Source organism: Wohlfahrtiimonas chitiniclastica DSM 18708, from assembly GCF_000375345.1.
Taxonomy (GTDB): domain Bacteria; phylum Pseudomonadota; class Gammaproteobacteria; order Cardiobacteriales; family Wohlfahrtiimonadaceae; genus Wohlfahrtiimonas; species Wohlfahrtiimonas chitiniclastica.
Window position 1 is genome coordinate 171,441 of record NZ_AQXD01000002.1, and the last position, 23,880, is coordinate 195,320.

A 23,880-nucleotide genomic window follows, 5' to 3' on the forward strand; every position below is an offset into this window, starting at 1 on the left:
ATGAGGGCTTGAATGAGATTAGATCAGTTGATTCAGCAAATTAATGAAGAACCTGATGACATCATCGCTTTTTTATCCGCCATTACGGATGAAGAGATTCAAGCCCTTAAAAATAATAAACACCAACAAGAATTAGAAAAACTGAATGAATACATTGAAGACATCTTAATGATGCTTCAAATGACAGCTTCTGGCGGCCACTTAATTGATGTGGCACAACTTCGACAGTTGCAGGAGGAAATCTTTAGAGAAATGTAAAATCATATATTTATAAAATTAAAGCCCAATCGAAACGACTGAGCTTTAACAGCGGTTAAACCGCTTTGGTCTATTCATAATAAGTATTACAAACAGAATATTGGCGTATTTATTGTAGCTTATAAGGTAGATCATAATCAAATCAAGACTGCAAAACTATTGATCGATCATTGATCAATGACTGGTCAATCTACTAGGCAGCCCTTATACCCTACATAAATAAAGGAGGAGCTATATGAGTTCCAAACAATTTATGTGCTATATCGTTGTCCCATTTTTAGTTGTGGATTTACCGGTAGGCATACAAAATTGGTTATCACTGATGGATACATTGTAATTTAGCAGTGATTAAGGCAGCCCGAAAGGGCTGTCTAAAACTAATAAGCCACACAATGATATAAGATATTTTCATTCATTGCCAAGGTTTTAAATAGTGATGTCGCTAATTCTAAGCGCACATGGTAGGCAATGGCATGATCTTTTACCTGTATGAACTGCTCAATGGCAGATTGCATGAAGGGGATGATGGCCGCCATCACAACGGGAGCAAGGCGATCGTGTGCCTGTAATTCACCAAGTGCCCATAAGGTATTGGCATATTTTTCATGGGCGGAGTTTGGACAATCAAAGAAATTACGCAACCATGCAGTGGCCAGATGTTTAACCATGGATTCAGATAATTCGGGGAAATACATGCCAGCATGTGATTGCCAATCTAAATAAAAATCATTCGATAATCTTGGGATGATCTCATGCAGATTCGCGCTGATGAGATGCATTTTGTCCATGTCAAACTGCGACATTTCATTGAATACAACAAATTTCTCTACATTTTTACTGATTTCTGCATTGATCATAAATTACCTCTTAATAAGATTTTTTAATTTATATTTGAAATATCTGGCTGATAAATAGATATATCAGATAAAAAATGAATCTCAGAATAAATTTTATTTATCATTATCAAAACATAGGAAAACTCAGGTGATCATGGATGAAAAAGTCTCATGATTTAAGAATCGGGCATTAAAAAAACTCGCCGAAGCGAGTTTGTAATCAAATGTTCGCCATAAGATTATGCAACGCAATCGTATAAAATCGACTCATTCATCTCTAATGTTTTCAGTAAAGATGCCGCCAATTCCAATTTTAATGTGTATGGCAAGGCTGAATCATTTTGTACTAAGCATTGTTTTACTGTCTCTTTCATAAATGGAATCGCAGCGGCAAGCACAACCGGCGCTAGGCGATGTTCAGCATGCAGTTCGCCCATTGTCCATAAAGCTTCTGTGTATTTTTGTGGTGCAGTCGTTGGGCAGCTCAATACGCTTTTGATCCATGTGTTAAAGATCACTTCTACGGCAACTTGAGACAGCTCAGGGAAATTCATGCCCAAAGCAGGCGTCCATGCCGTACGATAAAAATCTTCGGTTAAGCCAGGAATCACATTTTGTAAGTGCGCATTGATTAAATGCATTTTATCGATGTCGTTTTGTGATAATTCATTTAAAACAGCCAATTCGTTGATGTGTTTCTTTACTTCTGTACAAATCATGATCGCTTTTGCCCCATAAGATTAAGTTTTATGAATGATTCTCGGAGCGAGCGTCGAATGGACAGGATCCGATGAATCTTTTTTTCAGACATTGAACATGCTCAATATCTATACGATGGGGAGTATTGTAATACAAAAAATAAATATTACTAGTTATGTTATTAAATATTTTTATTATTTTAGAAGTGTAAGTTTTAAAGTGTGAATTAACTCTTTGATCAATATAAACATGATCTATGTCAAAAAATATGGCATTCCATCTTTTTGAGTGTAAAGAATCTTCTCTGGCACAGTCAAACGCAATGATTACGCAGGCTGATTGCGTTGAGCAAGCTGAACCCAGCGGCGAAAACCAAAAATGGAGGCAATAAAATAGACAAAAAATAATAGGCTTGAGGCATACTCCATTTGCCCATAGAGAATCACTGCGGTGAGTAAATTAGCTGGAATGAGTAAACACCATTGTTCCGCCCAACGCTTAGCCGCCATCCAGATGGCCACCACGCTCAAAGCGGTGGCAATGGTATCCCCCATGATCATTTCCATGGTGTTGTCCGTCAGGAGCTTTAAAAGTAGGAAGATCGCGACGGATGCCACAAGAAAGAGGCGGGCAATCACTGCGCTGTATTGATGGGGCATGCGCATGATGGGCACCACTTTTTTACGCCGTGTCACTTTATGCCATTCGCGCCAGCCATTGATGGAGGCAAAGAAGAAATAGACGTAAATTAGGCTCATTGCGTACATTTTGCTTTCCATGAAAATGTAAATGTACAGCACCGCCATGACGAGACTCACAATCCACATGCTTTTTTTAGCATTGAACTCAAGGTAAAGATAGATCAAACCAATGACCATGCCAATGACGTCAAAGGTGTGTGTGGCAAGATAGTTGAGGATGGCATCCATAGTGATATCCATAAATTAAGGGGAACAGCCGCCCACTTTGCCCACCGTCAGAACGGCAGCTAAGCCAGAGAGTAGTTGACGAATGGCTTGGATCGAACCTGTGATGAGCAATAATGCGCCGGGAATGAGGTTGCGAAGGGTATCAAATGGGTGCATCAATGCCCCAATGAAGATGCCAAGCACGGAGTAAATGAGTCCAAGGATTAATTCAACCAAATCAATGCCGATGCCTAAAATGGCATCTAAAATCTGTGTGGAACGACCTGAACCTAAGAGGGAGAGTTGATAGAGGAGATAATTGAGCTCTTTTTGCGGATAATTGACAAGGCTTGTCCAACCTGTGACTAAATGTGTCACTGCATCCCAACGATATAAATTCAATTTACCGCGCCCATGATGATCATAAGTCACAAAATGAAAGCCATTTGCCCAAGTGCCAATCATATAACCGCGCTCTAAATTTTTGCTGCCAAAGAGCTTAAACATTGGGCGCTGATTTTTCCAAGGCTTACAGGAGGAACGGTCTAAATAATCATGCAGATGGGTGTTGATCCAAATGGTATTGAGCTGATTTTCTCCGCCTTTGATGCGCTGGATGATGTGTTGCGACTCGCAGCTTGTATTGCGTTTGGTGATGATGAATTCCACCGGATGGCGCAACATGCAATAGCCTTTGCCCACGCTTTTAGGAATGGCATAGACGTTATTGGGGATGAAAAGATACCAGAAAAACCGAAGGAGTCGAGAGAGTGACTTCATAAAACCTAAATAGATGTACTGCAAAAGATCTATGTAGTATAGCGCAAAAGCGCCCTAATCGGGCGCTTCGCATAGGATTGATGCATTATGGCGTTTTGATGAAGATCTTTTTAAAGATCGCGGCATAACTTAATGTGAACAGCGGCACAGTCCAAATTAAGCCGATGCCAAAGGGAATCGCTGAGATCGATAAAATAATGCCAAGGATTAAATTTAAGAAGAAAAACTTAAACCAATGGCGCGTGACGATCTTGCGGGAAGCTTCCATAATGTTCCAAAAGCCAGCGTCCGGATGGATGATCAAAATCCAATAAGTGAGGGAATAGGCCGTGACTAAATATACACCCGGAATGATGAGTAACATAAAGCCAAGGGTGGTGACAAGACCTGTGACGATCACCATTAAGCACAACGGCCAAAAGTAATGTCGAAAGGAGAGAAAATCTTGCCACACATTCACCGTTTCGCGGTTAGACAGTTTTAAACTCACGATGATCAACCCAAGCCCTAAAGTAAAGGTGATCAGTTCAATCGGTAAAATGACAAGGGCGGCGGCTTGCTCAGATAAGCCTGAGAAAATTAACCCCGCCACTAAATATAAAAGAACGGTGGCCACCATGATGATGAGTCCAATTAAGAAAATCGGTAGTTTTGCGCCCTTAACCGATGCCCAGCCTTCGCTGATGATCTCGCTGATGGAAAAATCATATGGGTAATCAATGGCTTCTTGCAGGGTGCGATAATGTGTTTGATCTTTATGCATGTGTCAATCTCCGTTTATTATTGTCAGATGAATGGTCGGGAAACCGCAGGATTTCAATTTTCTGATTGAATGAACCATTTTATGCTTTACAAAATTTAGTGAAATTGCTAATAATCGATGAGTGCCACAATCGCGATACACAGCACCTTTTCACTCATTTTAATTTGTTTTTATTCAATCATCATTGAAGGCTGTAGTATGCGCGTTTTAAATTTATTGTCCACTTTTGTCGGGAAGACATTTGCAATTTGGACATTGTTGTTTGCGGTTTTAGGTTTTGTGTTTCCTGAGGTTTTTGTCTCCTTAAAAGGCATGATCACTTATTTATTGGGCATCATTATGTTTGGCATGGGGCTGACGCTCACGCCACATGATTTCTCTGAAGTGGTCAAAAAGCCCCTTCAAGTATTATTAGGCGTCTGCGCGCAGTTCATTGTGATGCCACTTTTAGCGCTCGCTTTGGTGAAAATTTTTAACATTGATCCTTTATTGGCGTTAGGCATTGTACTTGTGGGCTCCTGTCCGGGTGGCACTTCAAGCAATGTGATCACTTATTTATCAAAAGGGGATGTGGCGCTCAGCGTAACGATCACGAGCATTTCTACATTATTATCCCCAATCATGACCCCACTGTTAATCCAATTGTTGGCAGATAAAAGCATTGATGTGTCGTTTTATGCGATGATGATGTCCATCGTGAATATGGTGATTGTCCCGATCGTACTTGGCGTTATCGTGCGCATGGTATTGCGCTCAAAAGTGCAATATGTGACGCCCGTATTGCCACTGATTTCAGTCTTTGGCATTGTGATGATTGTATCAATTGTGGTGGGCTTAAATCAGGTGCGTTTAAAAGAAACGGGTATGCTATTAATCGGTTTAGTGATCCTACATAATACATTTGGTTATGTGATTGGCTATATTGTTGCTAGAATGATGGGCTTAGGATTGGCGCAGCGTAAAGCGATTGCCATCGAAGTGGGCATGCAAAACAGTGGCTTAGGTGCAAGTTTAGCGGTGAAACACTTCGATCCGATTGTGGCGGTACCGAGTGCAATTTTCAGCGTGTGGCATAATATTAGCGGAGCAATTTTGGCAAATATTTTTGCACGCATGGAAAATTCATCATCTGAGGAAAAAACCTTAAAAACGTCAGAAAAATTGGTATAATTGACAGAATTGACATTTGATATGTGTTAAAAGCGTTGAGGAATCCTGTGTATATTCTTGACGCAAACCAATTTTTTTTATACAATCACGTCCTTTTTATGGGCTGTTATTTCTGTTGTCAATTGTAGATATCAGTGAGATAGCAAAAAGAATTCAGATTCACTCAACTATTTGGAGCATTACAAATGTATGCTGTAATCAAAACAGGCGGTAAACAATACCGTGTTGCGGAAGGTCAAATCCTTCGCGTAGAAAAAATTGAAGGCGCTGCTGAAGGTTCTAATGTAGAATTTGCAGAAGTATTGTTAGTAGGTAAAGAAGGCGAAACAACTGTAGGTACTCCTGTTGTTGCAGGCGCTAAAGTAACGGCTGAAGTTGTTAAACAAGGTCGCGGACGCAAAATCGAAATTATCAAATTCCGTCGTCGTAAGCACTCTCGTAAACACCAAGGTCATCGTCAACACTTTACTGAAATTAAAATTTCTAGCATCTCTGCATAATTGCGAGATTCCTAGACGTATTAAGAGGATTTAAACATGGCACAGAAGAAAGGCGTCGGCTCGAGCCGTAACGGTCGCGATTCCGAAAGTAAACGCTTAGGGGTTAAGCGTTTTGGCGGTGAATTAGTACCAGCAGGTTCTATCATCGTTCGTCAACGTGGTACACGTTTCCACGCGGGCAGCAATGTAGGTTTAGGTAAAGACCACACTTTATTTGCTAAAGTAGATGGTCACGTTGTTTTTGAAGTTAAAGGACAACACAACCGTAAATTTGTAAGCATTCAACCAGTTGCTTAATCAACCGTTGATTGTTTGTAAAAGCCCCTTTTTTTGGGGCTTTTATTGTTTTTAGCCATCGAGTTCAAGGAGAGCGTATGAAGTTCGTTGATGAGGTAACCATTACAGTTGAAGCGGGTAATGGTGGTGATGGATGCTTGAGTTTTCGCCGCGAAAAATTCATTCCTTTCGGTGGGCCGGATGGTGGTGATGGCGGTGATGGTGGTAGCGTTTATTTAAAAGCATCCGATGCTGTCAACACATTGGTGGATTACCGTTTTGCCAAAAAATTTAAAGCGCAACGTGGTGAAAATGGCCGCGGGGCAAACTGTACTGGTGCTGCCGGTGAAGATTTGGTGTTGGTTGTGCCTCTGGGTACACAAGTGCATGATGCAGATACCAATGAGTTTATTTGCGATTTGACCGAAGATGGTCAAGTGGCAAAAGTGGCGCAGGGCGGTTTTCATGGTTTAGGCAATACACGCTTTAAATCATCCACCAACCGTGCACCGCGTCAAACAAAACCGGGCACGCCAGGTGAAGAGCGCCGCATTCGTTTAGAGTTAAAAGTGTTGGCGGATGTGGGCTTATTAGGCTTACCAAATGCGGGTAAATCCACATTGATTCGTGCGGTGTCGGCTGCGCGTCCAAAAGTGGCGGATTACCCATTTACAACATTGCACCCTAATTTAGGTGTGGTGAGCGTTGGGCCGTTAGATAGCTTTGTGATGGCAGACATCCCAGGCTTGATTGAAGGCGCAGCAGAAGGCGCTGGCCTTGGTCATAAATTCTTGCGTCACTTGTCGCGCACTTCCATCATGTTGCACTTAGTGGATTTATCCCCGTACAGCGACTCACAAGATCCTGTGGAAGATTTCCGCGTGATCACCAATGAGTTGGCGCAATATGATGAAGAAATGGCGAAAAAAGAGCGCTGGTTGGTATTGAACAAGCTCGATTTAATCCCTGAAAATGAACGCGAAGAGCGCGTGGCTGATTTCTTAAAAGAGATCAACTGGGAAGGTCCTTGTTTCCAAATCTCTGCCATTTCAGGCGAGAATACCAAACCATTGACCAGTGCAATTATGGAGCACATCAATGCGGCGAAAGCTGAATTGAAAGCACAAGAGCAACCTGTTGCCATTGAAGTGGCCATTATGGATTAATGAGACATCAGTCCTAAACAGCAAAAAGCCCGCATGCGGGCTTTTTTATTGTCTGAGAATTTTTATGGTTTGAGGCAATTGTACGTCACCACATAACTTTCGCGCACTTTTGGCGTAATGATGGTGAGTAAGCCTTCACCCGGTTGATTGATCTCAAGGGCAAGGATGATCTTTTGAGCAGGATCATTCCAGAGCATCAAATTTGGATTATCAAAGCGCTTGCTGCTTGTATCTTGCGTTAATGTGGTGATGCGTTGATCAAAGTGGATCATCACTTGGTCAAAATTTTTGCCAATGCTGCGCACTAACGTATCAGGATAAGCGGATTCTGTATTGCTATTGATGGAGCAATAAGAGGGCACGCCGTTAGCATGTGCGGTATATGCTTGCTCGCTCACAGCATTTAAAACATTTGGCAAGGATTGAAGCGGTTGCCCATTGGCAAATGAGGCACAGGTTGCAAGGGCAATGAGAGTGGTTACGGCAAGTGATTTTTTCATAAAGCCATCCTTATCATTCTTGAATCATTGTGGTTGTTTGATTTTATCATATCAGATTTGTGTCTGATTTGAGTCTGCTCACTTTGTTATTGCTTTGAATTGTCTTATCATGAGTTTTTATCACGATTAAAAACAACACATGGAAAATCAGCAAACGCTTAAGCGTAGCCTAAAAAATAGGCACATTCAAATGATTGCCCTTGGTGGCTGTATTGGCACAGGGCTTTTTTATGGCACCGCAGAATCCATCCCTTTGGCAGGTCCTGGGTTGATTTTAGGGTATTTACTTGGCGGCTTTGTGATCTATATGATCATTCGCATGCTTGGGGAAATGGCGACACAAGAGCCAGTTTCGGGCGCATTTAGCCACTTTGCCAATAAATATTGTGGGCAATATGCGGGCTTTTTGGCCGGTTGGAACTATTGGCTGTTATACATTTTAGTGAGCATGGCAGAGTTGTCCGCCATTGGGCGCTATATTTATACATGGTTTCCGGATTTTCCCATTTGGCTGACGGTGCTGAGCACCATTGTCATCATCACTGCCATTAATCTGGCGAGCGTTAAATTCTTTGGTGAAACGGAATTTTGGCTCGCGCTCATTAAAGTTTTGGCTGTGGTGGGGATGATTGTGTTTGGTCTGTATTTAGTGGCCAAGGGCTTTGTGTCGGAGCAATCTAACGTTAAAATTTCGAATCTTTGGGAATTTGGTATTTTCCCGAATGGCGCTTGGGGCGTTTGGGTGTCTCTTGTGATCGTCATGTTCTCCTTTGGGGGGACAGAGATGATTGCCATTGCCGCTGCGGAAACTGACAATCCACAAAAAACGATTCCGCAAGCCATCAAACAAGTGATGTGGCGCATTCTGATTTTCTATATTGGATCCATCATCATCATGTTGGTGTTGGTGCCATGGCACGACATTAAGCAAGGCATCAGCCCATTTGTGTTGGTGTTTGATCAGCTCGGTTTACCAAATGTGGCGGGCATTTTAAACTTCATCATTTTAACGGCGGCGATCTCTGTCTATAACAGCGGCATTTACAGCAATGGTCGAATGTTGTTTGGTTTAGCCGAGCAAGGGCATGCCCCAAAAGTATTCATGAAATTAAGCCACAATCATGTACCATACGCAGCGATTGCATTTTCCTCTGCAGTGACGCTCATTGCTGTGGTCATCAATCTATTGGTACCAAATGGTGCATTTATGATTGTGATGTCTGTTGCCATTGCCGCAGCTGTGATCACTTGGGGGCTCATTGTGATCATGCACATGCGTTTTCGCCGTGCCCATCAAGCGGATCAATTGACATTTAAAACACCATTTTTCCCGTATGTGAACTACTTTTGTTTAATCTTCCTTGTGGTGGTGATTGGCGCAATGACGCAGCTCGATAGCTTCCGTCCTGCGGTATATGTGATGCCTGTTTGGCTCATCCTCACGTATCTTGGATTTCGTTTAAAACAGAAGATGGATCGAAAACATTTAAAGTAACTTTGTAGACTGACAAATCATGTTAAAACACAATCAATTAGAGCTGTTAAGTCCTGCGCGCGACATTGAGATCGGGCGTGAGGCAATTTTGCATGGTGCAGATGCCGTGTATTTAGGTGGCCCAAGCTTTGGCGCGCGTTACAATGCGGATAATAGTGTCTCTGACATTGCCAAATTGGTGGAATTTGCCAATCCATATCATGCCAAAGTTTTCGTGACCCTCAACACCATTTTGCATGATGATGAATTGCCAAAGGCGCAAAAGCTCATCACAGAATTGTATGATGCGGGTGTAGATGCCCTCATTGTGCAGGACATGGGCGTATTAAAGCTCGACATTCCACCGATTGAGCTGCATGCCTCCACGCAAACGGACATTCGTACCTTAGATCGCGCAAAATTCCTCTCACAAGTGGGCTTTTCGCAATTGGTGCTTGCCCGTGAACTCTCTTTAAAAGAGATCAGCGCCATTCATGAGGCGGTGGATACGCCGCTTGAATTTTTCATCCATGGCGCATTGTGTGTGGCATTCTCAGGGCAATGTTACATCTCTCACGCCGATACAGGGCGCAGCGCGAACCGCGGCGATTGTTCCCAGGCGTGTCGTCTACCTTATACCTTAAAGGACAAGGAAGGGCGCGTGGTGGCGTTTGAGAAGCATTTGCTCTCCATGAAGGATAACAACCAAACGGAAAATCTCGGTGCGCTTGTAGAAGCGGGCGTGCGTTCCTTTAAGATCGAAGGGCGTTATAAAGATATGGCGTATGTGAAAAACATCACCGCCCATTATCGTAAAATGCTTGATCAGTTCTTAGAGGGAAATCCCGAGTATACGAGAAGCTCTTTAGGGAAAACGGTGCATCATTTCGTGCCGAATACAGATAAAACTTTTAACCGCGGCGCGACAGATTATTTCGTCAATGCCCGTAAAGATGACATTGGTGCATTTGATTCTCCAAAGTTTCGTGGCGTAGAAGTGGGCGAAGTCTTAAAATTTTGTGGCAATCATTTAGAGGTGAAAACATCCGAACCTTTGGCCAATGGCGATGGTTTAAACGTACTCATCAAGCGCGAAGTGGTAGGATTTAGAGCCAGTGAAGTCAAAGAGATTGGCGATAAGCACTATTTGGTTTATTGGCATGAAGACGCGCCAGAGAACATTGAAAAAGTGCGCATCGGTCAGCCTTTGTATCGCAATGCTGACACTGCATGGCAAAAGATGCTCATGCGTGAATCCTCAACACGTAAAATTGGTGTGGACATTGCTCTAACAGAAACAAATGGGCAGTATCAATTAACATTGACGGGTGAAGATGGCTTAACGGTGATTCATCCGATTGAGGGCGACTTTGAGGCGGCCAACAATGTGGAAAAAACCTTACAAAACCTCGAAGAGGGATTGCGTAAATTAGGTGACACCATTTTTGAAGCCACAAGCGTGGTGATTGATATAAAAACGGCGCCTTTTATGCCAAAGAGCTTACTCAATCAAATCAGACGCGATGCCATCGCGCGTTTAGAAGCTGCCTATAAAGCGAGTAATGAACGCGGCGTTCGTATTTATGAGGGCAGCGATAAAGCAGCTTATCCATCCGAGCACATTACGTATCTTGAAAACGTCTATAATCATAAAGCGCGTGAGTTTTATGAAGAGCATGGCGTTAAATTGATTGAGCCTGCGTATGAGGCACATCAAGAGAAAGGTGAAGTGCCCGTAATGATCACTAAGCACTGTTTGCGTTTTGCGTATAACTTATGTCCTAAGCAAGCCAAAGGCATCAAAGGTGTGCAAGGGCAGGTGCGCGCTGAGCCTATGGTATTGATGCATAAGGATGAAGAGATTCGTTTAGAGTTTAAATGTCGCCCGTGTGAAATGCATGTGATGGGTAAAATTAAGCCCCATGTCTTGAAATCTGCATTGGTGGGCAGTGAAGCGTAAAAATTACGCAATTAAAAAGTTGACAGAGGCAGCATTCTTGATTATTATGCATACCTCTTTCGGGTAGTTAGCTCAGCTGGTAGAGCATCGCCCTTACAAGGCGAGGGTCGGGGGTTCGATCCCCTCACTACCCACCATATCGAAAGGCTAGAATTCAATTCTGGCTTTTTTATTGCCTAAGACGTTGGCAACGATTGGTGAAAAATTGATCAATGAAGTTTGTTGACAAGATTACATTCAATCGGTATTATACGCACTTCTTCGGGTAGTTAGCTCAGCTGGTAGAGCATCGCCCTTACAAGGCGAGGGTCGGGGGTTCGATCCCCTCACTACCCACCATATCGAAGAAAGCTAGATGAAAATCTAGCTTTTTTTGTGTCTGTACAAAAATGATAAATAAATCACGATTTACTTGCCTTTTTTCGTGACGGCATTACAATGCGCATTTTGCGATCAGGAGAACGCTAAAATGTCAGAGCCCGCTGTCAAGAATGATTTGATCTATGGTCTAGAGGATAGACCGCCGTTGCCTCAAACACTATTTGCAGCCTGCCAGCACTTGTTGGCCATGTTTGTTGCTGTGATCACACCCGCGATGATCATCTGTCAGTCGCTCGGATTATCGGCACACGATACGCAGCGCATCATCAGCATGTCATTATTTGCATCCGGTTTAGCTTCTTTAATACAAATTCGCGCATGGGGACCAGTTGGATCTGGTCTTTTGTCTATTCAGGGGACGAGTTTTAACTTCGTTGCACCATTAATCATGGGGGGCACCGCCCTTAAAAATGGTGGTTTAGATGACAATGCCATGATGGCGGCACTCTTTGGCACATTGTTAGTGGCAGCGATGACAGAAGTGATTTTATCGCGCGCCTTACATTTAGCCCGCCGCATCATTACGCCATTGGTGTCTGGCATTGTGGTGATGATCATCGGTTTATCCCTCATTCAAGTGGGTTTGACATCCATCGGTGGCGGGTATGATGCGTTAGCAGACAACACCTTTGGTGCGCCTAAATATCTACTATTGGCAGGTGTTGTGCTTGGTGTGATTGTCTTGCTCAATCGTCAGAAGAATCCTTATTTACGCATCTCTTCTTTAGTGATTGCCATGGGTGTGGGTTATTTAGCTGCATGGGCAACGGACATGTTGCCACACAAAGTATTGGAAGAAGTGCCATTGGTGGCTGTGCCTGAGCCTTTCTATTATGGCTTGAGCTTTGATTGGAACTTATTGCTGCCGCTCATTTTGATTTTTATGGTGACTTCTTTAGAAACCATTGGTGACATTACTGCAACATCGGATGTGTCAGCGCAGCCTGTGGAAGGTCCTTTATACATGAAGCGCCTTAAAGGTGGTGTATTGGCCAATGGCTTGAACTCAATGGTATCAGCCATTTTCAATACGTTCCCGAACTCCTGCTTTGGGCAAAACAATGGCGTGATTCAATTGACAGGTGTGGCCAGCCGTTATGTGGGTTATGTGGTTGCAGGTATGTTGATTCTATTGGGTCTGTTCCCATCTGTGGCGCAATTGGTGCAACGCATTCCTGAGCCTGTGTTAGGCGGTGCGACATTGGTGATGTTTGGGACAATTGCCGCCTCTGGTGTGCGCATTGTTTCACGTGAAGCTTTAAATCGCCGCGCAATTATGATCATGGCATTGTCATTAGCAGTGGGTATGGGCGTTTCTCAGCAGCCGGCCATTTTGCAATTTGCTCCAGATATGATTAAAACATTGTTCTCATCAGGCATTGCTGCCGGTGGCTTTACAGCAATTATTTTAAATCTGATCTTCCCAAGAGATGAAAAATAAATCATGCTGCATTGATTGAATCAAAAAACTCGCCAGATTGGCGAGTTTTTTAATGTGGGTGGATTAAAAATGATCCGCCATATACTGTTTCAGTGCGCGCCCTAAACGCAGCATGGCTTCCTCCATCTGATCGGCAGGTACAGATGAATAACAAAAACGTAAGGTAGAAAAGCACGGTTTATTGGTGTAAAAAGTTGCCCCAGGGATGAAAATCAGTTTTTCTTTGATGGCATAAGGCAATAATTCTAGGGCATTGATGGATTGCTTTAATCGCGCCCATAAAAAAACACCGCCATCAGGCGGATGGTACGTCAAATGCTCCGAGAGATGTTCATCAATGGCTTTCGTTAGGGCAGAGCAGCGTTGATGATATGTGTGGCGCAGCCGATTGATTTGCGCATCGATGCGTCCGCTGTTCAGATACTGCTCAAGTGCCTTTTGGGATAAGCAGCTGCTGTTGATGTCAAGATATTGTTTCATGATCACAGCGGCTTGATAGAGCGGATCTTTGGCAATCAACACCCCTAAGCGCAGGCTAGGGATGAAGGTTGTGGAAAAAGAGCCTAAAAAGAGCACCCGCTGCCCAAGCCCCATTTGTGACGCTAAGGTATAGATGCTTGGCAATACTTGGCCATCAAAACGCAGCGCGCAATAAGGGTCATCTTCTATGATGATGAAATCATATAAATCCGCAAGCACAATTAAACGACGACGACGCTCAAGGGATAAGGTAATGCCGGTGGGATTGGCATTGTTAGACACCACATACAGCGCCTTGATGCGCTGCTGCTTTAAATGCTGTTCAAGGGCATCGGGAATGATGCCTTCCTCATCGCTGGCAATGGTGAGCATGCGGGCATGAGAAATTTGAAACGTTTGCATGGCCAATAGATAGGCTGCATCGGCAATGGCGATGGTGTCGCCAGGGTCTGTCAAAATGCGGCTGGCGATATGCAATGCTTGTTGGGCGCCAGAGGTGATGATCACCTCATTGGCTGAAGCATCAATGCCCCAATGCTTTTTGGCAAAGGGCAAAATGGCTTCACGGGTGCCGAGCAGTCCTTCGGTGAGTCCGTAACCGAAATCCTTCGTGGGCGCATCTAACGAGCACTGAATGGCGGTATGCACGCCATCAACATCATACAACTCAGCAGTGGTGACTTCTCCTGCCATGGAGATGACGTCAGGATTGTAACGCACATTACCCACCAGTTGGCGGGCCAGTGAACTGCTGATGCCTTGCAAGGGCTTCGCAATTAAATTGGTAATCTTCTGATTCATGGGCACACCTATGTATTATGTTGATCTTATATCGTTGTCTTATCTATATGTTGATTCCTTATGTTGCGTGTCCATTGTATCAAATCATTTTAATTTTGCTTGCCATAAGCTTGGATCAAAGCCAATAAAAATGGGCTGATCATCCTTCATCAGGATTGGGCGTTTAATCATGCTTAAGTTTGCCAGCAAAATGGGCAGAGCGGTTTTGACTGCTGCACATGCTGCTTGATCCTCTGCGCTCAGTTTTCGCCAAGTGGTGCCGCGTTTATTGATGACCACATCTAATCCAAAAGCATCGATCCACGTTTTTAATCGTTCAGCGGAAGGTGCGGATTTTTTAAAGTCGCTGAAAGTGTATTCAATGTTCTGTTCCGTGAGCCATGCACGAGCTTTTTTGACGGTGTCACAATTGGGGATGCCATAAATAATGAACATAATGTACCTCATTTAAGATTCAGAAGATGGATATTCGCGACACACTTCGCGATCATTTTCGATGCGTTTGACCCAGCCATCTTTTTCCATGCGGTTAAACAGTGGAATGAGCTGCTTACGGGAAAGATCGGTACGTTCGCGGGCATCGGCAACGGTAAATCGTTCGCCGATTTTACGGTCAAGCATGATGTTTTGCACCAATTGCTCATAGGCTTTGGTGCTAAAGAAAATGTCATTTTCAGTGGGGACGATGAGTGATTTTTCTGTCAAAGCTCTCAGCAATCGTTTGATGCCCACAATGCGGGATTTACCCGCTTCAAAGCCTGCGCTGCCACATGCATCAATGGCATCATACAGTTGCTGAAGATTGTCGGGCAATGTGTCGCTCGCAAGGTTAAAGGCATTGACGATGCCACCTTTGATGCGTTGCCATTCACCTTTTTGGCAGCCTTGTTCAATCATCGCTTCTGTCAGTGATAATGGATGTTTCACTTGTTTGGCAATCTCTTCGACCGTCATTGCGCTGATGGCTTGATTGAGCACATCACTGCATGCTTGATGCAGTTTTTTAAGGGCTTCGGGCAAAATCCACCATTGCCCAAGCACAACGGATGTTGCAGGCTGCTGAACCTCTGCATGGCGCTCTGTAAAGCCATTGATTTGAATCTCTAGGGCAAGTTTAGATTCTAAGTCTGCGCTTTGAATGGTCAATGTGGTGAGGGCTTGCTGCAACACATCGCGCATTGAACGATCTAGCGGATGCATCCAAGCAATTTTCCCAGCACCGATGATGTGGCTACCGCCATGCTGAATGATGAGCATTGGTTGTCCCCAAAAAGCGGGGATTGCCTCTTTAAGTTGTAAGCGTGCCAGTTGCCCATCAGCATAGGTGAAGCATTTAGCATGCGTGTGTGTGGTGCCAAGCGCCACTTCCACCATGCCTTGTTTTTTTAAGGTGCTGCTAAATTGTGGGTCAAGCTGAATGATCCAGTCATCACTCATGGTGATGCTGCTACTGTCCGCCACCAAACAGCTGCCACGTTTGACAAGCTTTTTATTCACCTGTTTTAAGCCAACGGCGGTGCGTGAATAGGGTGCTGCGGTCTCAACTTGTGTGTGATAACTCTGAAGGGAGCGCACTTTAACAGGCATATTGCCCGGAAAGAGTGTTAATGTCGCGTTTTCCTCAAGCGGTGCGCCGCGCAGCGTGCCCGTAACTGTGGTGCCAATTCCATTGACGGAAAAGACACGATCCACATACAAATGGGCGCCATGATCAAGCTCATCACGGGCAGGAAGATCATTGACTTTGCTCTCAATCAGCGCTTTGAGTTCTGTTAAGCCTGTGCCTTGAATGCTGCTGACGTGCACCACATCTGGCAATGTGTTCATGGTGTCTAAAAAGCGCTCAAGGGCATCATCTTCCACGGCTTGGCGGCGTTGATCATCCACTAAATCGCATTTAGTCAGTACCAAAATGCATTGATGTTTGCCCATTGCGGTGATGATGCGTAAATGCTCTTCAGATAAAGTCGCCCAGCCTTCATCCGCTGCCACCACGAATAACACTAAATCCAAACCCCAAACGGCGCTCACCATATTGCGGATGAAGCGTTCATGGCCGGGCACATCGATGATGCCGATTTTGCCGCCATCGGTCGCGGTGAAATTGGCAAAGCCAAGATCAATGGTCATCGCGCGTTCACGTTCTTCAGGCAAACGAGACGGGTGGATGCCAGTTAAGGCATGAATCAAAGAGGATTTACCGTGATCAACGTGACCTGCGGTGCCAATGACTGCATTCATAACTCATCCTTTAGCTCAGCGAGTGTGTGAGCCACATAATCATATTCAGAAGGGAGAAGGGAGACAGGATAGATCACCACGCGCCCTTGTTGGATGACGCCAATGATGGGCGGCGTTTGTGCACGTAGATGCGCCAGTAATTCATCAGCAGAGCTAGGATGATCAATCGCTAATGCATATGTGGGATATTTTGCGCGCGGCGTTGTGCCACCGCCCACTAAATATTCTGTTTGAATGACGCGTGTTCTGCCATGGGTTTGTTCTGCAATTTTGTCTGCCAATGCTTTATGTTGATTCAGCGGCTGGGCGATCGTCCATGCCGCGCGATTAACGACGCTGTGTTTATCATTCATCTGCGTGAGCAGTAGATTTTCTAATAAGGCGTAGGTTTCTTTGCCCGGACGAAAGACGCGCATCATGGGATGTTTTTGGATTTTTTGGATGTATTGGGCTTTGCCAATGATGATACCGGCTTGGGGGCCGCCCACCATTTTATCCCCCGAAAATGCGATCAAATCCGCACCTAGTTTCTCATAATAACTGACGGTGGTTTCCCCGATTAAATGGGGCGATTGATTGCCAGAGCCTTGATCCACCACCAGCATGACATGATCAGGCAATGCATCGCGCAATGCTTTAGGGTCCACTTGCTCAGTAAAGCCCTCAATATAATAATTTGATTGATGCACTAAGAGCACCATGGCCGTGTTGTCTGTGATGGCATTTAAATAATCATCCAGCGTTGTGATGTTTGTGGTGCCCACATCTTTTAAAATCGCGCCCGATTCTGCCAAGATTTCTGGAATGCGAAAGCCACCGCCAATTTGCACCTGTTCACTGCGCGAGACAATCACCTCTTTACCGATGGCGAAGGTTTTTAAAATCAGATGAATCGCCGCGGCATTGTTATTGACCACAACATTATCTTCCCCACCAAAATAAGCACGGATCACGCGGCTGAGCATGCCCATGCGGCTGCCGCGTTTGCCATTGAGGAGATTAAATTCTAAATTTGAGTAACGGCAAACCGTTTCCCCCGCTTTATCCCAAAGGGTGCGATCAATCGGCGCGCGCCCAAGATTGGTGTGCACTAAAATCCCCGTGGCATTGATGACCGGTTGTGTTTTCTCCCGCGCAATGATGGCAAGTTCATTGAGGATGATCGCGAGAAGATCATCTAAATCAACATTGCCTTGTTCGCGGATTAAGGTTTGTTTGTAGTCATCGATGCTGCGGCGCACGATCTCAGTGACGATCGGGCGGCTCAATGTTTCAATGTAAGGGATGAGTTGTGGATGATTCAGTAACTTGCCCACTTGAATGATGTTAGATAATTGCACGTTGTTTGCCTGGTTGATGGATCACTTTAACCCTTAATTATAATAGAAATTGGGCAATAAATCTGTGCAAGAAACAGGAGGATTAACATTTGAGAATTGCCGGATGCAATGGTATAGTACACGCGGAAGTAAATGGGTCCTGGGGGCCCCGCGGTCTTCAACACCGTTGTCAGCCTATCGGCTGAGGTAGGTTCGATTCCTGCTGCTTCCGCCAAAGAACATCGAAAAGCCCTTGTTTAGCAAGGGCTTTTTTGTTACTGAAAATTTTCTATGGACATCTCAGTGGTTAATTGATATTTAGGATTGAATGGATCACCAAATAACGTTACAAATATTCCTTTACCCATAAAGGAATCATCATGACCATTTCCCTCATTGATTGCACAGAGCGCGAACATTCGGCGGCGATTTTAGAGATTTTTAACGAAGCCATTTTAACTTCCACGGCCTTGTATGAGTATCAAGCGCGCACGATGCAAGACATGCAAACATGGTTTAAGCAAAAATCAGTCCTGAATGCACCGATCATAGGCGCGGTCAATGATGCTGGGCAATTGCTTGGCTTTGCCACATGGGGGCGCTTTCGTGCGTATCCTGCTTATCAATATACGATGGAGCACAGCATCTATATTCATCGCAGTGCCCGTGGGCAAGGGCTCAGTAAACGTTTGATGCGGGCATTGATTGAAGCGGCAAAAGCGGCAGAAATTCATGTGTTGATGGGCTGCATTGATGCCGATAACGCTGCAAGCATTGGTTTACATCGATCATTGGGTTTTCAATCTGTTGGATTGTTGCCACAAGTGGGCTTTAAGTTCGGTCGTTGGTTGGATTTGGCATTGTATCAATTGATATTATCAACGCCGCTAGAGCCTGTGGCGGACTAAATATTTGGTCAAGCGCATTGCTTAATGTTCAGCGTTCTACTATAGTGCTCAACTTTAAAACCTACCGGTCGGTAGGTTTATTTCTTTGGGCATTGCCCACCCACATAAAATGGATTGTATGAACACTCAACACACACAAACGCGCATCATCACAGCATCTTTGATCATGTTGATGGCGCTACTCACCGCCCTTGATTCAATGGCGATTGACATGTATCTCCCCGCGATGCCGGACATCGCTTCTGATTTTCAAATCTCCTCAGGTAAAGTGCAACAAACCCTCGCCATCTTTTTAGCAGGATTGGCGATCGGGCAGGGCTTGTATGGTCCGCTTCTGGATCGTTATGGTCGCCGCTTGCCATTATTGATTGGCATTGTGATTTTTATCATCGGCTCAGTATTAAGTGCGCTTGTGCCAAATGTGGAATGGATGCTAGCGGCTCGTTTTATTCAAGCGATTGGCGCATCGGCTGGGCTTGTGACGCCGCGCGCCATTGTGTCGGACACGTGTGATTTAAAAGATTCAGCGCGTGTGTTTTCACTGTTGATGAATGCGATGATGTTGGGCCCAATTTTAGCGCCGATGCTCGGTGGTTTTGTCTTAGGCTTTGGGGAATGGCGCGTCATTTTTTACATCATCGCCATCATTGGTGGCATTACGCTGTTATGGGCTTGGCAACAAGTGCCAGAAACCTTAGCCATTGAAAAACGCACGCCATTAAATTTAAAAGCCATTGCCAAAACATATGGCGGACAATTCACTAATCGAACATTTATGTGTTATGCGATGGCATCAGGCTTTGCCATGAGTGGACTATTTTTGTATGTGGGCGGCTCATCTTTTATTTTTCGTGAGCATTTTGCATTGAGCGCTACGCACTTTAGTTACCTATTTGCCTTAAACTCAGCAGGATTGGTGATTTTTGGTGCAGTTGCCAACCGTTTATTGGTGAAGGGATTGTCTGCTCGCGGTCTATTGATGATTGGGATGATGATGCACACAGGCTTTGCACTGTTGCTCTTTATTTTGACGCAATCGATGACGCTTTCCATTGTGCCTTATGCATTATTATTGGCAGGGGCAATCAGTGCGTTGGGCTTTGTGCTTGGGAATGTCACGGCATTGACCATGCATTATGGCGGACCTCAAGCAGGTGCAGTATCAGCGGTAATGGGCGTATTGCAATATTTATTGCCGGCATTGATGGGATATGTGGTGAGCTTATTTGCGCAAAGCATCAGCGTATTGCCCTTAGCCATTGGAATTTGTGGTTTAATGGGCATCCTTTTTATATTTGCCAGTCAGGATAAAACTGCGTGACCGCCGCGAAATTACAAGAAGTTGCATTGATGCGTTTTGCCACTCAAGGATTTGAGGGCACCAGCATGAATGAATTGGCTGAAGATGTGGGGATTAAAAAATCCTCCATCTATGCTCATTTCAGCAGTAAAGATGAATTATTTTTAAGTCTATTGCCCATTTTGATCAAATCTGAGCTTGATTATGTTCGGATAGTGATGATGCAAAATGACGCCATTAAACCTGCCTTGTATGCATATTTAGAGAGCATTTCGACTCGTTTTGAGAGCAGTTATCATGTGCGCTTTTGGCTGCGTAATCTGTATGCGCCGCCTGTGCATCTGCGTGATGAAGTCATTGGGCACATGCAATGCTTTATGGATGAATTGGAAGTGATCATTCATGCGGCGATAGAATCTGCACAGTGGCAGATAAAGGATGGCATCACCCGAGCGCTTATCACAGCAAACTATATGGCGATGGTGGATGGGCTACAAACAGAATTATTGTTTGGTGGCGTTGAGCGTTATCAAAAGCGCTTAACGGCCACTTGGCAATGGTTTGAGTTGGCGCTGCGTGCTTAATCAAACAGTGACAATTGCTGCATAAAGCCTTCTTGTTCACTCTGTAACGTTAAGCCCATTAAGCGAATGGGGGCTTTGGGCAGCAGGGCAAACAGTTGCCAAAAATATTCTGTGAGTAGCTTAGCGTCATGCGGAATGGGTGTGGAGAAGGTTTTGCTGCGCGTCATACTTGTGAAATCCGCAAAACGCACTTTCAGCGTTAAGGTTTGACCATGGAAATGTTCACGCATTAAACGCGGCAATAGAATGTGGATGATTTCATCAATCGCTTCTGCAATGTCATGCAGCTCAATTAAATCAGTGGCATAGGTTTGCTCGGCACCGACAGATTTTGTGGGTCGATTGGGCGTAACGGGTCGATCATCTTGTCCGCGCACACATTGATAATAAGTCTCCCCAGCTTTGCCAAAATGGAGCTTTAACTCTTCGCGGCTGCGGGCTTTGAGATCTTTGCCATCATAAATCCCAAGGGCATGCATTTTTTTGGTGGTTTGCTCGCCGACGCCATAAAATTTTGCAATCGGCAGCGTCTCCAAATATGCTTGGCTATGCTTTGGGGTGATCACTGTGATGCCAAAGGGTTTTTGCATGCCGGATGCCATTTTCGCTAAAAACTTATTATAAGAGACACCAACTGAGCACGTTAAATTGAGCTCTTCTAAAATCAATGCTTGGATTGTTTGTGCCAATCGCGTGGCGCTGCGCTCATTGACAAAGTTATGTGTGACATCCAAATAAGCTTCATCTAAAGATAAGGGCTCAATCAATTCTGTGAAGCGTGCAAATATGGCGCGGATGGCCAGTGAAACATCACGGTACACATCAAAACGCGGTGATACAAAGATTAAATGGTCGCATTTTTGCTGGGCAATGCTCGATGGCATGGCAGAATAGACACCAAATTTCCTCGCTTCATAACTTGCCGCAGCAACGACGCCGCGGCGCTCAGGACTGCCAACGACCAATGGTCGCCCACGATATTGGGGATGATCACGCTGCTCAACTTGTGCAAAAAATGCATCCATATCCACATGGAGAATTTTTCTTGTCATGGTAAATATATGAATATAAAATTTAAGAATTGTTAATAAAGAGGCGCAACATCATGAAACGCTCCGCACAAGGGTTTTTATTGATAGAGGTGCTGATGGCGATGGTGATCATCATCGCAGTGGCAGCCCTCGCGTATCGCCATCATATGACGCTGATGGTGCGCAATCAAGCGTTGACGGCATTAGAAGAGCAATGCTTGATGGAAGAAAATGAGTTTGATCGGACATTTGGTGGGCGTCATGATGCCTCGTCGTGATGGATTTACGTTAACAGAATTGATGGTGGGCATGTCGATGGGGCTCATTTTAATTGTGGGTTTTGTGTCGGTGTGGATGGTGTTATCAAAAAGCAGTCATCAAGAGATTCGTCGCTATGAGTTGCTACAAGATTATGTGGAGGCAGCAAGTTATCTTCGGCAAAACTTAGGGGATGCAATTTTTGATCCATTGTGTCCACATCCTGAATGGCTTGATTTGCCTGAGCCGAAATTACAAGTGCATCGTTCAATGTTACCGCTGAATGTGGGCACTAAAAAGATGGTGGCAGCACAGACACAATTTCCTGATTGGGGAACGACGAACATTAAATCCTTATCGGGGTTTGATGTGTTAGAAGTGACGCATTTAACCCCGCTTCAAGTATCCGATGACATTATTATCAATGATCAAACGTTACGGGGTGCTCGTGAAGGGGGTTTGATTGCCACCGATTGTCGGCATGTGGTGTCGGGGCGTTATCGCCGTGAAGGGCAGGGGGCGGTGTATGTGTTGCCAGAGACGGCGCACCAAATTCAGCGCACACTTGATGCGGATCGCTACATTCAGTATTACAAAGTCAACCATGACCTTTATTATGTGACCTATGAAAGTGGTCAGTATCAATTGGTGCACAATTTTTTAGATGGCGCAAATCACATGCGTTTTTATGGCATTGAAGGCATAGTGCTTGGGCAGATGCTCGATCGAACGCTGCTGGATGTGACACTGTATGTCCGAGGAGACACAGAGCCGCGCCGCAAATCACTCTCCATTCGGTTATTGAATCTATGAAACGTCAACAAGGCAGTATTCTCGTGATTGTATTAATGTTGGCCGCTGCCTTTTATCTATTGGCCAGCTTGGTGCTGATTGTGCACCGGCAATACATTGATGATGTGGATCTCACACAAAGTGCGATGCTCAGTCGGCAAAAGTTGCTGCGCATGGGGCAATCGGTGAATGTGGTCAGTGATGATCATAGACAAACCGTGTGGCCCCATTGCAATGAGATTGTGCCACCTGAAATTGGCATGTCGATTTGGCATGAGAGTGAGCGCGTGTGGCTCAGTCAATTACAATTGCCCAATGGATGTGGTGATGGGCAGTCGGCGCATTATGTTTGGCTGCAAGATGAGTCGCATCCGTTGCCTTTACAAATGAATGTGATGATTCCGCAAACCGTACATTGGCAGCGCGCCATTGAGTCTTTAGAGCATGGCATTGATGTGCAGCGTGAGAAAGACGATTGGCAGTTGATGATTGAGCAACAAGGATTGCACCGTTTGCCCTTGATGGATCATGATGCGGATGATCAATTGCTGTGGCAGCGCTTTCGTTTAACGGCGGATCATTATGAAGGGGTACTCTTATGGCAGACGGCTACAGGTGCGATGATCGAGCGCATTAAAGTGCCTTTTGAGCATTTAACACTTGAAGTTGCGCATCAAGAGAGTGTGCGGCGTGTGACGCATTTAGGCGAAGGTTTACTGATGCTCAATCATGTCAATGAGACGCATTCGACGCATTGGCAAGTGAGCATTGCGCATTGGCAGGTTGAACAGATCAGGGTGGTCGATGGCGTCATTTGGCTGAATGTCCATCAGCAGCATGAACGGGCTTTGGTGGTGCTCTATCTAGACGGTGAGCCATTTTTTGGGCAAGGGGTGGTGGGCGTGATTCGAACAGAGCGGGAGCTCTCAGAGTCTAGGCCAATCATTTTAAAACCATGCATTTATGGTGAGCCATGGGTGATGGATGAGGATTGGCAGGTGGGGTGTCGTGCACAAAAGAGGGTGCGTTATGTTTTCGGGCAGTGATAGAATGC

General features: G+C 44.9%; 25 protein-coding genes and 3 tRNA genes. 17 read left to right on the forward strand and 11 right to left on the reverse strand.

The genetic code is table 11. The annotated features are described in order from the left end of the window. The first annotated feature begins 12 nt into the window (after window positions 1-12). The gene (locus tag B143_RS0105330; RefSeq protein ID WP_018122500.1) at window positions 13-258 is read left to right on the forward strand and encodes a protein kinase family protein; all 246 of its coding nucleotides are present in this window, start codon (window positions 13-15) and stop codon (window positions 256-258) included. 377 nt (window positions 259-635) lie between these two features. Here the strand turns inward: B143_RS0105330 and B143_RS0105335 are convergent, their stop codons facing one another. From B143_RS0105335 to B143_RS0105355, 5 genes are all read right to left on the reverse strand, one after another. Continuing rightward, window positions 636-1,115, reverse strand: coding sequence for a hypothetical protein (locus tag B143_RS0105335; protein WP_018122501.1), 480 nt, complete (start codon window positions 1,113-1,115; stop codon window positions 636-638). A gap of 218 nt (window positions 1,116-1,333) precedes the next feature. Then, complete coding sequence (locus tag B143_RS0105340) at window positions 1,334-1,813, reverse strand: globin family protein (protein WP_018122502.1); 480 nt, start codon at window positions 1,811-1,813, stop codon at window positions 1,334-1,336. A 306-nt stretch (window positions 1,814-2,119) separates the two neighbouring features. Beyond that, window positions 2,120-2,722 carry a nicotinamide riboside transporter PnuC gene (gene pnuC / locus B143_RS0105345; protein WP_018122503.1) on the reverse strand — a complete coding sequence of 201 codons (603 nt, stop codon included), beginning with the start codon at window positions 2,720-2,722 and terminating at the stop codon, window positions 2,120-2,122. A gap of 15 nt (window positions 2,723-2,737) precedes the next feature. Next, complete coding sequence (locus B143_RS0105350) at window positions 2,738-3,481, reverse strand: hypothetical protein (protein WP_248647506.1); 744 nt, start codon at window positions 3,479-3,481, stop codon at window positions 2,738-2,740. A gap of 85 nt (window positions 3,482-3,566) precedes the next feature. After that, the gene (locus B143_RS0105355) at window positions 3,567-4,244 is read right to left on the reverse strand and encodes a DUF975 family protein (protein WP_018122505.1); all 678 of its coding nucleotides are present in this window, start codon (window positions 4,242-4,244) and stop codon (window positions 3,567-3,569) included. A gap of 198 nt (window positions 4,245-4,442) precedes the next feature. Between B143_RS0105355 and B143_RS0105360 the strand changes: the two genes are divergently transcribed. The 4 genes from B143_RS0105360 to cgtA all read left to right on the forward strand — a co-directional run bounded on the left by B143_RS0105360 (window position 4,443) and on the right by cgtA (window position 7,356). Next, a complete protein-coding gene (locus B143_RS0105360) occupies window positions 4,443-5,414 on the forward strand; it encodes a bile acid:sodium symporter family protein (protein ID WP_018122506.1) in 972 nt (323 codons plus the stop codon). A gap of 185 nt (window positions 5,415-5,599) precedes the next feature. Next, window positions 5,600-5,914, forward strand: coding sequence for a 50S ribosomal protein L21 (gene rplU / locus B143_RS0105365; RefSeq protein ID WP_008316334.1), 315 nt, complete (start codon window positions 5,600-5,602; stop codon window positions 5,912-5,914). 36 nt (window positions 5,915-5,950) lie between these two features. Beyond that, a complete protein-coding gene (rpmA, locus tag B143_RS0105370) occupies window positions 5,951-6,211 on the forward strand; it encodes a 50S ribosomal protein L27 (protein ID WP_008316335.1) in 261 nt (86 codons plus the stop codon). 77 nt (window positions 6,212-6,288) lie between these two features. Continuing rightward, window positions 6,289-7,356, forward strand: a complete 1,068-nt coding sequence (cgtA, locus tag B143_RS0105375) for an Obg family GTPase CgtA (RefSeq protein WP_008316336.1) — start codon at window positions 6,289-6,291, stop codon at window positions 7,354-7,356. A 62-nt stretch (window positions 7,357-7,418) separates the two neighbouring features. Here the strand turns inward: cgtA and B143_RS0105380 are convergent, their stop codons facing one another. After that, window positions 7,419-7,856: a hypothetical protein gene (locus tag B143_RS0105380; protein WP_018122507.1), complete on the reverse strand. Its 438-nt coding sequence runs from the start codon at window positions 7,854-7,856 to the stop codon at window positions 7,419-7,421. A 139-nt stretch (window positions 7,857-7,995) separates the two neighbouring features. Here B143_RS0105380 and B143_RS0105385 point away from each other — a divergent pair, with 139 nt between their 5' ends. The 5 genes from B143_RS0105385 (at window position 7,996) to B143_RS0105405 (ending at window position 13,112) form a co-directional block, all read left to right on the forward strand. After that, window positions 7,996-9,351 carry an amino acid permease gene (locus B143_RS0105385; RefSeq protein ID WP_026165721.1) on the forward strand — a complete coding sequence of 452 codons (1,356 nt, stop codon included), beginning with the start codon at window positions 7,996-7,998 and terminating at the stop codon, window positions 9,349-9,351. Between the two features lie 16 nt (window positions 9,352-9,367). After that, entirely contained in the window at window positions 9,368-11,290 is a 1,923-nt protein-coding gene (locus B143_RS09730) for a peptidase U32 family protein (RefSeq protein ID WP_211205512.1), read from the forward strand. Between the two features lie 61 nt (window positions 11,291-11,351). After that, window positions 11,352-11,427: transfer RNA gene (locus B143_RS0105395), tRNA-Val, on the forward strand. Window positions 11,428-11,553: 126 nt separating this feature from the next. Continuing rightward, window positions 11,554-11,629 (forward strand) — tRNA-Val (locus tag B143_RS0105400). A gap of 130 nt (window positions 11,630-11,759) precedes the next feature. Then, window positions 11,760-13,112, forward strand: a complete 1,353-nt coding sequence (locus B143_RS0105405; RefSeq protein ID WP_018122510.1) for a uracil-xanthine permease family protein — start codon at window positions 11,760-11,762, stop codon at window positions 13,110-13,112. A gap of 63 nt (window positions 13,113-13,175) precedes the next feature. On the opposite strand, the gene B143_RS0105410 is transcribed toward B143_RS0105405, so the two are convergent. The 4 genes from B143_RS0105410 to selA all read right to left on the reverse strand — a co-directional run bounded on the left by B143_RS0105410 (window position 13,176) and on the right by selA (window position 17,974). Further along, on the reverse strand, window positions 13,176-14,393 hold the full coding sequence (locus B143_RS0105410; RefSeq protein WP_018122511.1) for an aminotransferase-like domain-containing protein: 1,218 nt from the start codon (window positions 14,391-14,393) through the stop codon (window positions 13,176-13,178). Window positions 14,394-14,477: 84 nt separating this feature from the next. Then, on the reverse strand, window positions 14,478-14,828 hold the full coding sequence (locus B143_RS0105415; protein WP_018122512.1) for a Spx/MgsR family RNA polymerase-binding regulatory protein: 351 nt from the start codon (window positions 14,826-14,828) through the stop codon (window positions 14,478-14,480). A 12-nt stretch (window positions 14,829-14,840) separates the two neighbouring features. Continuing rightward, window positions 14,841-16,634 (reverse strand): selenocysteine-specific translation elongation factor, encoded by a 1,794-nt coding sequence (gene selB / locus B143_RS0105420; RefSeq protein WP_018122513.1) that lies wholly within the window; start codon window positions 16,632-16,634, stop codon window positions 14,841-14,843. Further along, on the reverse strand, window positions 16,631-17,974 hold the full coding sequence (gene selA, locus B143_RS0105425) for an L-seryl-tRNA(Sec) selenium transferase (RefSeq protein ID WP_018122514.1): 1,344 nt from the start codon (window positions 17,972-17,974) through the stop codon (window positions 16,631-16,633). The genes selB and selA overlap by 4 nt, the downstream gene beginning before the upstream one ends. A 124-nt stretch (window positions 17,975-18,098) precedes the next feature. On the opposite strand from selA, the gene B143_RS09935 reads away from it, so the two are divergent. The 4 genes from B143_RS09935 (at window position 18,099) to B143_RS0105440 (ending at window position 20,745) form a co-directional block, all read left to right on the forward strand. Then, a tRNA-Sec gene (locus tag B143_RS09935) sits at window positions 18,099-18,188 on the forward strand. A 145-nt stretch (window positions 18,189-18,333) separates the two neighbouring features. Then, on the forward strand, window positions 18,334-18,861 hold the full coding sequence (locus tag B143_RS0105430) for a GNAT family N-acetyltransferase (RefSeq protein ID WP_018122515.1): 528 nt from the start codon (window positions 18,334-18,336) through the stop codon (window positions 18,859-18,861). Between the two features lie 118 nt (window positions 18,862-18,979). Then, window positions 18,980-20,182, forward strand: a complete 1,203-nt coding sequence (locus B143_RS0105435) for a multidrug effflux MFS transporter (protein ID WP_018122516.1) — start codon at window positions 18,980-18,982, stop codon at window positions 20,180-20,182. Next, on the forward strand, window positions 20,179-20,745 hold the full coding sequence (locus B143_RS0105440) for a TetR/AcrR family transcriptional regulator (protein ID WP_018122517.1): 567 nt from the start codon (window positions 20,179-20,181) through the stop codon (window positions 20,743-20,745). The genes B143_RS0105435 and B143_RS0105440 overlap by 4 nt, the downstream gene beginning before the upstream one ends. Here B143_RS0105440 and dinB read toward each other — a convergent pair. Then, window positions 20,742-21,797 carry a DNA polymerase IV gene (gene dinB, locus B143_RS0105445; protein WP_026165723.1) on the reverse strand — a complete coding sequence of 352 codons (1,056 nt, stop codon included), beginning with the start codon at window positions 21,795-21,797 and terminating at the stop codon, window positions 20,742-20,744. The genes B143_RS0105440 and dinB overlap by 4 nt on opposite strands. 53 nt (window positions 21,798-21,850) lie before the next feature. Here dinB and B143_RS0105450 point away from each other — a divergent pair, with 53 nt between their 5' ends. From B143_RS0105450 to B143_RS0105460, 3 genes are read left to right on the forward strand one after another with little or no spacing between them, the layout of a single operon-like run. Next, the gene (locus B143_RS0105450) at window positions 21,851-22,054 is read left to right on the forward strand and encodes a prepilin-type N-terminal cleavage/methylation domain-containing protein (RefSeq protein WP_008316366.1); all 204 of its coding nucleotides are present in this window, start codon (window positions 21,851-21,853) and stop codon (window positions 22,052-22,054) included. Beyond that, window positions 22,038-22,847 (forward strand): PilW family protein, encoded by an 810-nt coding sequence (locus B143_RS0105455; RefSeq protein ID WP_018122519.1) that lies wholly within the window; start codon window positions 22,038-22,040, stop codon window positions 22,845-22,847. Before B143_RS0105450 ends, B143_RS0105455 begins: the two co-directional genes overlap by 17 nt. Continuing rightward, window positions 22,844-23,872: a hypothetical protein gene (locus B143_RS0105460; RefSeq protein ID WP_018122520.1), complete on the forward strand. Its 1,029-nt coding sequence runs from the start codon at window positions 22,844-22,846 to the stop codon at window positions 23,870-23,872. The genes B143_RS0105455 and B143_RS0105460 overlap by 4 nt, the downstream gene beginning before the upstream one ends. Window positions 23,873-23,880: the final 8 nt, after the last annotated feature.